Origin of the sequence: Gillisia sp. Hel_I_86 (assembly GCF_007827275.1) — a bacterium.
Lineage (GTDB): Bacteria > Bacteroidota > Bacteroidia > Flavobacteriales > Flavobacteriaceae > Gillisia.
In genome coordinates this window covers 3,617,034-3,629,894 of record NZ_VISE01000001.1, presented here as the reverse complement: position 1 = coordinate 3,629,894, position 12,861 = coordinate 3,617,034, and the positions used below count along the sequence as shown (strand labels likewise).

Genomic DNA, 12,861 nt, shown 5'->3' with positions numbered 1-12,861 from the left:
TACAGTTATTAATTTTAAGTAGCAACATTCAGGTTTTACGTCATGCTGAACTTGTTTCAGCATCTCACTAAAAATCAGGATGAGACCCTGAAACAAGTTCAGGGTGACGATATGTTTCAGTTCATGCTGGATGAAATACAGCTCTACCTAATTATTTGAGATGTTCCCCGCCATTCACGGGAATTATAGTCCCTGTGATCCAACTGGCTTCATCTTTACTTAAAAGATATACCACATTGGCAACATCGTTTGGAACAGTTAAACGTTTAAAAGGATTGTGTTTTAGGGCATGCATGCGCAAAGTTTCATTTCCGGGGATCATTTGGAAAGATCTGGTAACCGTAACTCCCGCCTGTATACAGTTCGCACGAATCCCATAACGAGCAAATTCAAGCGCCATACTTCTAGTTATGGCTTCCAGAACCACTTTTGCTGCAGATACTGCAGCGTAGTTTTCCCAAGCTTTTTTATTTCCTTCACTGGTAAATGAAACAACCCGGGCATCTTTGGCAAATAATCCTGCCTGATACACCGCTTCGGTCCAATCGTATAAACTTAAGGCCATCGCATCTATAGTGATTTGGAAGTCTATATTTTCCAAAAAAGGCCCTTTCCCGCTCATGGGCTTTAAATTTCCTTTGGCAATACTGTGCACCAACGTCCTTATTTTACCTTTCTCTCCTAGAATATTGGTGATCTCCTTGATAAGATCTTCCCGTTTATCTTTCTGTACGGCGTCTATATTAAAACTCTCTAGCCGAACTCCAGATTCTCTGATATCTTCAAAAGCTTCTTCGATATCGGGGATTTCAGACCTTCGATCCCTATGTATAATTATAATATTCATGCCGTGTTTGGCAAGTTTTCTGGCTGTTGCAAGCCCTAGTCCGCTACTGCCTCCAAGGATCAGCGCCCAATAATTGAGATCTTTAAATTCTGCTACCATTCTATTAAAATTCGTTGTGCTGAAAACCCGGGACCAAAACTTAAAAGTAAACCCTGCTCTCCTTTTGGAATTTCTTTCTGAAGAAATCTTTCCAAAACATACAGTACGGTTACACTGCTCATATTCCCATATAATCGAAGTACTTCTCGGGTATCATCAATATTCTTCCCTAAGGTACCAAAAAGATTAGACACTGTTTGTACTATCTTTCTCCCGCCAGGATGAAAAATAAGATGCTCCACTTTGTCTATAGAACTTCCATTCTTCTCAAGAAAAGGATAAATAATATCAGGAAAATGTTTGGAAATCGTTTCGGGAACACGCTCATCCAAGATCATTAGCAAACCGGAGTTGGCTAAATGAAAGCCCATGAGATGGGTGGCATCAAAAAAATGATACATTTCATCCCCAATAATTTTGGGGCCTTTAGCATCTTCTTCAGAAGAAAGCAACACGCAGGCCGCACCATCCCCAAAAATGGCTGCACTCACCATATTCGCCATACTAAAATCTTCCAACTGAAAAGTAGCTGTTGGACTTTCTACGGCAATAATGGCCGCCCTTTTTCCTGGATTGGCTTGTAAAAATTTATGGGCGTAGATCATTCCTGAGATTCCTGCAGCACAACCCATTTCTGTAACCGGAAGTCGTGTGATGTTTTGATTTAGTTCTAGTTCGTTAATCAAATACGCATCTAGAGAAGGGATCATGATCCCCGTACAACTCACGGTTATAATAAAATCCAAAGATTCCGGTGCCCAGTGATTCTCTTCTAAGGCAGCTTTTAACACATTCTTTCCTAATTTCTTGACCTCCCGAACATAGATATTGTTTTTATCTTCAAAAGAAGTCTTTGTGAAAACTTCTTCCGGTGCCATTATGGAATATCGCTTATCCACCCCCGCCCCTTCAAATATTTTGGTGATCTTTCTTTTAAAACGCTCATCTTTTTCATCCAACCACTCTTCCACCAACGGAATAATATCTGAAGTTTCTCTAAAATATTTTGGAAGTTCTTTTTGAACACTAATAATTCTTACACTCATAAGGGGTTATTTCTTTAAGATCCAACGGTAGCGGAAGGCCCATTTCCATTTAATACTATGTTTTTGAGTTGGTATTTTTTTAGCTAAATTTTTTAGATCATTCTTTTTAAAACCGCGCAGAATAGAAGTTAATCCATCTTTTCTTGCAATTTCGTTATTGATGAACATTTTACAGAAAGCTTGAAATAATACATAGGCGGTTTTACTCCGCTGAAGATCATTAATTACAATTCCAATACTGGACTGATCCTTAAAGATATTAAGCAGTTCCAAAATCTCCTCATTTTTAAAATGATGGAGCGTCAAGGTACAAAGCACAATATCATATTTTTGCTTTTTATATGCCTCGCTGAAAATATTTAAGGCTTCAAACTTTATTTCAGGATAATAATCTGATCTCCTTTGAGCAATTTCAATAGTGTATGGATTGGCATCTATCCCCATAAGTTCGAGATCAAATTTTTGCTTTCTTCCCCAATTGGCAATCTCCCGAAGTACTGCACCACTACCACAACCAATATCGGCTATTCTAATAGTCGTTTTCTCAGGGGTATTTTTCAGAAGAAATTGAATTCCCTCTAAAGTAATTGTATTTCCTCCCAACCATTTATTTATCTTTTCAAGATCGCTCAGGGTTTGTTCCAAGTCTCCCCCCTTTAATTCGAAATCATCCATGATCTCGATTGTTTCACTGCGCTTAGAGGTATTTATAGCAATCATACTATTGGTTTTCCATGGGTTCTTGAAATGATCTTTGGTAGTAATGAGGGGAAAGTACTTATAATTCTTTGTACAAATCGAGAAAGTCCTGGACTTAACAAAACGTTTTGTAATAGTCTGCCCATCCGTAACCTGGAACTAAACTGGACATTCCAGTTTGTCTGATATTCCTTCTCCATTGCTTCTCTTGAGCTTCCATCATTTTTGTAATAATTAATGATAGCTTCGGAAGCAATCTTGGCACTGTGAATAGCCATTGCCATACCGTTGCCAGATAAAGGGTGAATTAACCCAGCTGCATCTCCTACCATCAGGATATGGTTTTGAATACTCAATTTCTTTTCAAAAGAGATTTGTGCGATACTAAGGTCATTTTCAAATAAGGGCGTAGCTTGTTGGAAAAAAGATCTCAAATGTGGGTTTTGCATTAAGACCTTGTTTTTAAAATCGAGGGAATCCTTATATCGTTTAAAACTCGAATAAGAAGTCAAATAGCATGCATTAATAGCTCCGCTCTCAGTTTTGGATAATCCGCAATAACCACCTTTAAAATTATGGAGCATCACCAAATTATCTGGGAAATCATCTTTTTTATAGTGGCATTTAATAGCCAGCCAGCCAGACTTTTGATCTATAAATTCCCGATCCAATTTTTTATCCAATAAAGACCGCTTTCCATATGCTCCCAGAACTATATTAAATTTAAAAGATTCCTTCTGATTTGTAATTATTTCAAACTCATCTTCAATAAAATCTACATCGATAACTAAGGCTTGTATAAATTTTACTCCAGATGCCATAGCTTTTTGATGTAAAAATTCATCTAAGGCATAGCGGGAAATCCCTAAACCACCTAAAGGCAATTTGGCACTTACTATTTTTCCTTTAACCGAGCTGTATTGCAACCTATTGATTAAAGCCGGCTCGAGTTCTTTAATATGGATATCAAGCTGTTCTAAATAAGGAAGTATTTCACGGGACACATATTCTCCACAAACCTTATGATTAGGATACCTGTTTTTTTCGAATACCGTAACCGGTATATTGTTTTTAGAAAGATGGATGGCGGCAACGAGTCCTGAGAGACCGCCACCAACAATCCCAATGGATTTCTTTTTCACCTGTTGAAGATACTAAATTGAAACAAAAAAATCCCGGGCTTTCCCCGGGATTTAATATGAATTTGTGAGTTGTCCTAGTGCTCTGATGTAGCTTCTTCAGCTTCTTTCTTCATTTGCTCATTTGCCACAATGGCTAACTCCACTCTTCGGTTTTTAGCTCTACCCTCCTCAGTGGTATTATCATACTTAGGTTGGGCTTCTCCATACCATTTGGTATCGAACCTACCTTTAGAAATCCCATCGCTTACTAAAAAGTTCGTTACAGCTTGAGCCCTGTTCTTGGACAAAGTTAAATTATAACTATCACTACCTCTATCATCTGTATGTCCCTCTACTAAAATTTCAGTATCTGGATATTCTTTGAAAATACCAACCAACTTGTGAAGCGCCTCTCTTGACTTTTCATTGATGTTATACTTTTCGGTATCAAAATAGATTCCACTATTCTCATCAAAAGTCACGTTAATTCCTTCCCCTACTCTTTCTACTTCGGCACCAGGGATTTCTTGTTCGATCTTTTTTGCTTGTTCATCCATTCTGTTTCCAATGTATCCTCCAGCAGCACCACCTACAACACCACCAATAATAGCACCCAAGGCGCTATTTCCTTTACCTACATTGTTACCTATAACCCCACCAATAACGGCTCCACTCCCAGCACCGATCACGGCCCCTTTTTGAGTATTGTTTGCATTCTTGGTAGCTTCACAACCAACTAATAGTGTTGCAGAAAATGCAAAGGCCAAAAATTTATTTATTCCAATTTTCATAATTTATATTTTAAAGTTTAGTAAAATTCATTCGGATAACAAATGGAGATCCCTCCAAAGTTACCGTTTGCTCCCAAGTCATTGTAGTTTCGGTTAAAGAAACCAGGTTGATCCTGAAGCCTTGATTGCCCGTAGTAGATTTCCATTTGTTATCTGTTGGCTTCAACAGAAAGTCGAAAGTTCCACTTGGAGTATTTTCCTCGTCTATAGACCAAACGAAATAACGTTCGCCTGCAGTACAGTTGGCACCAGCGGTACTATAAGTACCTGTATTGTTATTGGATACAAAGCTCCAATTGCTTCCTTTAAAGCATGCGGCAGAAGCATCATTAAACAAAGTCACATCGAAGGTTCCTTGAGAATTTGGATAGGTTACATTGTTTAGCATCCAATCCCCTTTAAAGGTTTTTCGGGCCTCTGTGGCTACCTTAGTGGGTCCACAGGAAACAATTAAAAGAATTGTGGTTAGTATAAAAATCATTTTTTTCATAAGGGTCGTTTTTTGTTTAAGATTTGAAAAAATCCAACCCGATAAAGTTATTTTATCTGATTGGATTTGTATGTTGTATTTAAATTATCTTCTGAATAATCTGCTTAATAAAGAAATAACAAGCAATACAATAAAAATATAAAAGATAATTTTTGCAATGTCCGCAGATCCTTCTGCAATTCCTCCAAAACCGAAGATTGCGGCAACTAGAGCAATGACAAGGAAAATAACAATAAGTCGTACCATAATATAATAGTAGTTTAAAGATTAGTTAAAGCTAAATTACTTTACGGCTGGGCATCTCGCAAAAGATTATTAATAATTTAACAAGGAAATTGTTAAGGAACCCTAAATATGAACTCCAAAAGCCAATATTATGCTAATACGCCATTAATTCCTTTAATTTTTCATTAATACGATTTTTGGGAAGGTATTGATTTTCTAGGTTTTGTGTAAAAGGTATAGGGGTTTCCATGCTTCCCAATCGCATTATGGGCGCATCTAAATATTCAAAACATTCTTCTGCTATTTGTGCAGCAATGTCTGATGCAATACTACCGAAGATGGAATCCTCATTTATTACAAGGACTCTTCCTGTCTTTTTAACAGAATTGAAAACAGTTTCTATATCCATTGGTTGTAAGGTTCTAAGATCTATAAGGTCCACACTAAGATCTGGGAATTCCAATAAGGCTTCCATTGCCCAGTGCACCGCGGCCCCATAAGTAACTATAGTAACCTCATGCCCTTCCTGAAGGAAAGCTGCCTTCCCGAATGGGATAGTGTAGTAATTAGTAGGCACTTCTTGACGAATACTTCTATACAGCGCTTTATGTTCAAAAAACAAAACTGGATTGGGATCGGTGAAAGCAGTATTCAATAATCCTTTTGCATCTTTTGGAAAAGCGGGATATACTACTTTTAATCCCGGTGTTTTGGTAAACCAAGCTTCATTGGTCTGACTATGGAAGGGCCCTGCTCCTACGCCTGCCCCGCAAGGCATCCTAATAACCACATCTGCCGGCTGGTTCCATCTATAATGAGCCTTGGCAAGGTAATTTACAATTGGGTTAAAACCAGAACTCACAAAATCTGCAAATTGCATCTCCACCATGGACTTTATTCCTTTAATGGAAAGTCCCATGGCAGTAGCCACTATTCCCGACTCACAAATAGGGGTATTTCGAACCCGGTCTTTTCCAAAATCAGCAAGACTGTTCTCCGTTATTTTAAAAACCCCACCATAATCTGCGATATCTTGCCCCATTAAAACAAGATCCTCATGCCGCTGCATAGATTGTTTTAAAGCTTCGGCTATGGCATCTATAAACCGAATTGTTTCAACTTCTTTATTTTCTTCAAAATGCTGATATTCAAACTTCTCATATACATCATTTAATTCTTCACTTTCAGAAGAGACAATTACTTCTTCGTCAAATGCAAGCTGTAGATTTTCATCAATTTCAGCTTTAATTTCTTTTATATAGTCGTTATCGACCTCTTCAGTAAGGATATTTTTTTCCTGAAGCAATTCTTTGAAATTTAATATTGGATCCTTCGCAGCCCACTCATTCAGCAGCTCTTCCGGAACATATTTGGTACCACTGGCTTCCTCGTGACCTCTCATTCTAAACGTGATAAATTCCAACAATACAGGTCTTGGGTTTTCACGAAGGCTTTCAGCAATTTCTGAAACCTTGGTATAGACTTCTAAAATATTATTCCCATCTATTTGATGTGCTTCCATACCATAACCAATTCCCCGATCCATGATATTCTTGCACCTGTATTGTTCTGTGGTTGGAGTAGAAAGTCCGTAGCCGTTATTTTCCACACAAAATAATACCGGTAGATCCCATACGGAAGCTATATTTAAAGCTTCATGAAAATCTCCCTCACTTGTTCCCCCTTCTCCAGTAAAAACAGCAGTTATTTTTTTCTCTTTTTTGAGTTTGTGCGCCAAGGCAATTCCATCGGCCACCCCTAATTGAGGGCCTAGATGAGAAATCATCCCTACGATCTTGAATTCCTGGGTTCCAAAATGAAAACTTCGGTCCCTGCCTTTTGTAAAGCCATTCGCTTTTCCCTGCCATTGTGAGAACAATCTATAAAGTGGAATTTCTCGAGCGGTAAAAACACCTAAATTTCTATGCATTGGCAAGATATACTCATCTTCTTGCATTGCCATGGTAATCCCTATGGAAATAGCTTCTTGGCCAATCCCACTAAACCATTTGGAAATTCTTCCCTGCCTTAAAAGAATAAGCATTTTCTCTTCTATGAGCCTGGGCTTAAGCATGCCACGATATAACTTTAATAAAGTGGTCTCTGAAAGCTCGGTATCTGGGTATTTTATTGTTGTAAACTCCGTGGGTGTTGGTTTCATAAAAAAATTCTAGTTAATCAAATGTAATTAATTTTATGAGTTCCCTATAATTGAAAAGAAAAATATATACTCCGTTAATTTTATTTAACTTTGTTTGTAAACTATGATAAAGACACCGTAAAATGGCAATGAGCAATATCCCAAGTGTAGACTTAGCAGATTTCCTTTCTGGAGATCCAAAACGCAAGCAAAAATTTGTAGATGAAATAGGTAAAGCCTATGAAGAGATTGGATTCGTTTCCCTAAAAAATCACTTTTTAAGTGATGAGCTGGTAGAGGAATTATATAAAGAAGTAAAATCGTTCTTTGATCTTCCAGAAGAGACCAAGAGAAGTTATGAAATTGAAGGTTTAGGCGGACAAAGAGGGTATATCTCTTTTGGGAAAGAACATGCAAAAGGTAAAAAAGAAGGAGATTTAAAGGAATTTTGGCATTTTGGACAAGAGCCAACAGCCGGTGCGAATTTAAAAGAAGAGTATCCTCCAAATGTAATCGTAGAGGAATTAAAGGATTTTAATCATACCGGGATGGAGGCATATAGAATGCTGGAAAAAACCGGAATCTATGTATTACGTGCACTAGCTTTATATATTGGCTTGGATGAGCACTTTTTTGACCATTGGGCCAGTAACGGAAACAGTATTTTAAGACCTATCCACTACCCTCCCATCACAGAAGAACCAAAAGGAGCAGAACGTGCCGGGGCACATGGGGACATAAATTTGATCACTCTTTTAATGGGAGCTTCGACCGGCGGTCTTCAAGTACTTAGAAAAGATGGGGAATGGATAGATGCTATTCCACAAGAGGATGAATTGGTAATAAATGTAGGTGATATGCTGGAAAGGCTTACGAACAATAAATTGCGGTCTACAATTCATAAAGTGGTAAACCCACCGAAGGAACAATGGAGCAATCCTAGATATTCCATTCCATTTTTCATGCATCCAAGAGGGGAAATGCCTTTAAATTGTTTGGAGGAATGCATAGATGAAAACAATCCTAAGCAGCATGAAGATATTACCGCTGGCGAATTTCTACATCAGCGTCTTGTTGAGATAGGCTTGATTAAAAAGTAAGTTATGTCCAAAAAAAAGTTAGGTCTTGAAGATCTGGGCGGATTTGTGTTTTCTACAGATAACGATTTTGATATAGGTGCCAACAATTCAGATGATACCGAAACCCCAGCACCAAAAGATCAATATTTAGAAGCTCATTACAGCAATAAAGGTCGCGGTGGTAAAATCGTGACGGTTATCAAAGGTTTTGAAGGGAATGATGAAGACCTTAACTCCCTTGGGAAAACATTAAAAAAGAAGTGTGGGGTTGGTGGATCTGTAAAAGATGGCGAGATCATTATTCAGGGAGATGTTAGAAACAAGGTCATGGAGTTTTTAAAACAAGAGGGTTATAAAGTGAAACGAGTTGGTGGATGATTAGTACTAATGCTTTTTTAATTTCAGAACATGCCTAGACAATTACATATTGCCAATGGAAATATCCTTGCACAAAACATCTTGGATTTGGGCATCCAAGGAGATATTGTAGTTTGGCGCGAAATGCTTTGTGAAGGACCTACCACCTATGAATTGGGAACACCAGAATTTATTAAAATGCGTACCGCCTTTTTAAAGAAAGGCTATCAAATTAATCCCGAAGATTACAAAGAGAAATTTCTTGATGAACTACATAAATTAGACAGGATAAAAAATGTAGATGAAATTATACTATGGTTCGAATTCGATCTTTTTTCCCATATCAATATGATAGCTGCCATTAGCCGATTAATAGAAAACAAGATCGATCTGCCGGTATATCTGGTGTGCAGCAAAAAACTAAAAGGAGAGAAAGAATTTCAGCCTTTATCTCAATTGTCCTTAAAACATTTAAAAAACCATTTTGACCAAAAGATACCTCTAAATGAAGATGATCTAGAAATGGCCAATGTAATATGGCAATATTACAATGAAGAAAATCCCTTGAAATTAAAAGCTTTGATCAAGCAGAAATCCAATTTCGAATATCTATCCAGCTGCGTTAGAACGCACATAGAGCGATTCCCGAATTCCAAAACCGGATTAAATACTATTGAAGCAAATATCCTACGATTAATAAAAGAGAACAACATCACGAGCTTAAACCAATTGCTTGGGTATTCTATTCAATATCAAGGGTATTTTGGGTATGGAGAAAGGCAAATTCAAAGATTATTGGACAAATTAAAACCATTTTACAGCCTTAAAAACAACAAGATTGTTTTAACTGCAAAAGGCGAAGAAGCTCACACGGCTGCTCGCAATTTTTATCAGGACCTAAAAAACAAGGATTCATTTGGCGGGGTTAAAATGTATGATTTTTTATACGATTCCGAATCACATAATATTTTAAAATTATAGCATGGCTTTAAAACCTTCAGAGTTTATCTTAAATAAAGATGGCAGTATATACCACTTAAACCTATTACCAGAACAATTAGCTTCAACTATTATAACAGTGGGTGATCCAGATAGGGTAAACCATGTAACGAAGCATTTCGACACCATAGAACATAGGGTTCATAAAAGAGAGTTTCATACGCAAACCGGAACTTATAAAGGGAAACGCATGAGTGTAATCTCTACTGGTATTGGAACCGATAATATAGATATCGTTTTAAACGAATTGGACGCCTTGGTGAACATTGATTTTAAAACCCGAAAAGTTAAAGAAAAGCTTACCTCTTTGGATATTATTAGAATTGGAACCTCTGGAAGTGTCCAGTCAGATCTTCCCATCGATTCTTTTTTGGTTTCTGAAACCGCAGTTGGTTTCGACTCATTGTTGCATTTTTATAAAAGTGAAAACATTCAGGATAAAGTATTTTCTGAAGCCTTAAAAGATCATTTAGAGTTTTCAAAAGATAATGGAACTCCCTATGTCGTAAATGCATCTTCAGCTTTACTGTCCCATTTTAATGATTCCAGCTATTTTAAAGGAACCACAGTAACAAATTGCGGGTTTTACGGTCCACAGGGGAGAGTTCTTAGGTTGCCGCTAAGCAATCCTAGCTTAAATGACAGAATGGCCAGCTTTGAATATTCTGGTAAAAGAATCACCAATTTCGAAATGGAAACAGCGGGGATCTACGGCCTATCACAACTCCTTGGGCATAGAGCTTTATCCTTGAACGCGATTATAGCCAATAGGGGAACAGGGGAATTCAGCAAAAACACCACAAAAACGGTAGAAAAACTCATCGCAAATGCACTGGATAGGATAGCTGGGATTTAGTAAGTTATTTAACAGAACATTAAAGTTGAGAGCATGGGAGTCTTTGTATTTTTGTTGAAAAATAGTCCCTTATGCTCATATCTAAAGAATCTCGTTTAAGACATCGCGACCTTAATTGGTTAAGTTTTAATGAACGGGTGTTACAAGAGGCAGAAGATAAAATTAATCCGCTTTATGAGCGGCTAAAATTTTTGGCAATCTTTTCTTCCAATTTAGATGAATATTTTAGGGTTCGCGTGTCCCAATTGCGGCAGATAAAGAAAGTAGAAAAGAGCATTCGTAAGAAACTTGCTTTACGCCCCAATAAATTTACAAAAGAAATTCTGGAAGAAGTAGAGCTTCAGCAACACAGGTTTGGAGAGGTCTTTCATGATCAAATTATTCCTGAACTTGCAAAAAATGGGGTTTTCCTTATTGAGGCAAAGGATTTTAATAAAGACCAAAATGCTACCGCCAAGGTTTATTATAAAAATAAAGTAGCAGAATTTCTTAGGCCTGAAATTATAGATCTTTCTCACGAATCTGATCTATTTCTCACCAATAACGTACTCTATTTTGCGGTGACTTTTGCCGATGAGAATAAGCTTGGAATTGTTAATATTCCCACTAAAGACTGTGGAAGATTTGTTCAGTTCAATAACAATACGATCACATTTTTGGATGACATTATAAGGAATATAATTCCAGAGTTGTTCCCAGAAGAATCTATTTCCGGGGTTTTTGAAATTAAAATGTCCAGAGATGCCGAGTTATACATTGAAGATGAATTTGATGGGGTTTTAGCTGAAAAAATTTACGAATCTTTGGCTCAACGAACCGATGGACAACCAACACGGTTGTTGTATGATGCAGAGATGCCTAAGGAAATTCAGAAAAAACTGCGCAAGCTTTTACATCTTGGCAAAATAGATATGATGCCGGGTGGCCAATATCATAATTTTAGCGATTTCTTTTCTTTTCCCGATCCATCCCATAATACTCAACTACACTATAAGGAGCTTCCACCCCTTAAACATAAGGTGCTAGGAAATACCGAAGATTATTTTGAGGCTATTGCCAAAAAAGATCAGTCCTTACATTTTCCTTTTATGTCGTTTGCTTATGTGGAGAAATTTTTGGAGCAGGCGGCTTCAGATCCGGATACAGAAAAAATCAAGATCTCCTTGTACAGGGTTGCCGATGAATCTGCACTTACTTCCAGCCTTTTGAAGGCTATTGAAAATGGTATAAAAGTAACCATTTTTGTGGAAGCCAAAGCAAGGTTCGATGAAGCCAATAACATCGTGTGGGGAAGGAAGTTTGAAGAAAAAGGAGCCAATGTAATTTATAGTTATCCTAAGATAAAAGTACACTCCAAGATCATGTTGGTGAAACGGCGTGAAAATGGAAAATCAAAAAGATATGCTTACATAGGAACCGGTAATTTTAATAGTAAGACTTCAAAAATCTACTGTGATCATGCAATCTTTACGGCAGATAAAAGAGTTACCAAAGAATTGGATCGGGTTTTTAAAGTTTTAGATGGAAAATTGATAATTCCCAGGGAAAAACACTTACTTATCTCTCCATTTTCTACCCGTAGAAATTTCACCAAACTCGTTTTAAACGAAATCAAGTTCGCTAAAGAAGGAAAAAAGGCTTCTATTATAGCTAAAATGAATAGCTTGGAAGACGAAGAAATGATCGAACTTTTATATAAGGCAAGCAATGCCGGGGTAAAAATTAGATTGCTTATTCGTGGATTTACCAGTCTTATTCCCGGAATTAAAGGGATGAGTGAAAATATTTATATCACCAGTATCATAGATAGATTCCTAGAGCATGGGAGAATATATCTTTTTGAAAATGGTGGAGAAGAACAAATTTTCTTTGGAAGTGCAGATTGGATGGGCAGAAACCTAGATAGGAGGATCGAGGTAATAACCCCCATTTTTGATGAAGATATAGCTCGGGAATTTAAAGAAATCTTACATATACAGTTATGGGATAACGTAAAGGCTAGGGTTCAGGATGAAGCGGAATCCAATAGATATGTTGAAAAAGGAGAGAATGAAAAAGCGATCCGTTCTCAATATGAGATTTATGAGTACTTAAAAGAAAAACATAGCTAAA

At 37.3% G+C, this 12,861-nt stretch carries 13 protein-coding genes; 5 read left to right on the top strand and 8 right to left on the bottom strand.

Annotation, left to right across the window (positions count from 1 at the left end):
• Nucleotides 1–151: 151 nt before the first annotated feature.
• From JM83_RS16320 to JM83_RS16285, 8 genes are all read right to left on the bottom strand, one after another.
• A complete protein-coding gene (locus JM83_RS16320; RefSeq protein ID WP_144963173.1) occupies nt 152–946 on the bottom strand; it encodes an enoyl-ACP reductase in 795 nt (264 codons plus the stop codon).
• Complete coding sequence (locus JM83_RS16315) at nt 940–1,992, bottom strand: type III polyketide synthase (protein ID WP_144963172.1); 1,053 nt, start codon at nt 1,990–1,992, stop codon at nt 940–942. The genes JM83_RS16320 and JM83_RS16315 overlap by 7 nt, the downstream gene beginning before the upstream one ends.
• A 6-nt stretch (nt 1,993–1,998) precedes the next feature.
• A complete protein-coding gene (locus JM83_RS16310) occupies nt 1,999–2,712 on the bottom strand; it encodes a methyltransferase domain-containing protein (RefSeq protein WP_144963171.1) in 714 nt (237 codons plus the stop codon).
• Entirely contained in the window at nt 2,709–3,833 is a 1,125-nt protein-coding gene (locus JM83_RS16305) for an NAD(P)/FAD-dependent oxidoreductase (RefSeq protein WP_144963170.1), read from the bottom strand. The genes JM83_RS16310 and JM83_RS16305 overlap by 4 nt, the downstream gene beginning before the upstream one ends.
• A gap of 74 nt (nt 3,834–3,907) precedes the next feature.
• The gene (locus JM83_RS16300; protein WP_144963169.1) at nt 3,908–4,603 is read right to left on the bottom strand and encodes an OmpA family protein; all 696 of its coding nucleotides are present in this window, start codon (nt 4,601–4,603) and stop codon (nt 3,908–3,910) included.
• 10 nt (nt 4,604–4,613) lie between these two features.
• Entirely contained in the window at nt 4,614–5,093 is a 480-nt protein-coding gene (locus tag JM83_RS16295; RefSeq protein WP_144963168.1) for a lipocalin family protein, read from the bottom strand.
• 84 nt (nt 5,094–5,177) lie between these two features.
• A complete protein-coding gene (locus tag JM83_RS16290; RefSeq protein ID WP_144963167.1) occupies nt 5,178–5,339 on the bottom strand; it encodes a DUF1328 domain-containing protein in 162 nt (53 codons plus the stop codon).
• Between the two features lie 133 nt (nt 5,340–5,472).
• On the bottom strand, nt 5,473–7,479 hold the full coding sequence (locus JM83_RS16285; protein WP_144963166.1) for a thiamine pyrophosphate-dependent enzyme: 2,007 nt from the start codon (nt 7,477–7,479) through the stop codon (nt 5,473–5,475).
• A 128-nt stretch (nt 7,480–7,607) separates the two neighbouring features.
• Here JM83_RS16285 and JM83_RS16280 point away from each other — a divergent pair, with 128 nt between their 5' ends.
• The 5 genes from JM83_RS16280 to ppk1 all read left to right on the top strand — a co-directional run bounded on the left by JM83_RS16280 (nt 7,608) and on the right by ppk1 (nt 12,860).
• Nucleotides 7,608–8,558, top strand: coding sequence for an isopenicillin N synthase family dioxygenase (locus tag JM83_RS16280; RefSeq protein WP_144963165.1), 951 nt, complete (start codon nt 7,608–7,610; stop codon nt 8,556–8,558).
• A 3-nt stretch (nt 8,559–8,561) separates the two neighbouring features.
• Nucleotides 8,562–8,915: a translation initiation factor gene (locus tag JM83_RS16275; RefSeq protein WP_144963164.1), complete on the top strand. Its 354-nt coding sequence runs from the start codon at nt 8,562–8,564 to the stop codon at nt 8,913–8,915.
• Nucleotides 8,916–8,945: 30 nt separating this feature from the next.
• A complete protein-coding gene (locus tag JM83_RS16270) occupies nt 8,946–9,875 on the top strand; it encodes a DUF1835 domain-containing protein (RefSeq protein ID WP_144963163.1) in 930 nt (309 codons plus the stop codon).
• A 1-nt stretch (nt 9,876) separates the two neighbouring features.
• Nucleotides 9,877–10,749, top strand: a complete 873-nt coding sequence (locus JM83_RS16265) for a nucleoside phosphorylase (RefSeq protein WP_144963162.1) — start codon at nt 9,877–9,879, stop codon at nt 10,747–10,749.
• A gap of 71 nt (nt 10,750–10,820) precedes the next feature.
• Nucleotides 10,821–12,860 carry a polyphosphate kinase 1 gene (ppk1, locus tag JM83_RS16260; RefSeq protein WP_144963161.1) on the top strand — a complete coding sequence of 680 codons (2,040 nt, stop codon included), beginning with the start codon at nt 10,821–10,823 and terminating at the stop codon, nt 12,858–12,860.
• The last annotated feature ends 1 nt before the right edge of the window (nt 12,861 follow it).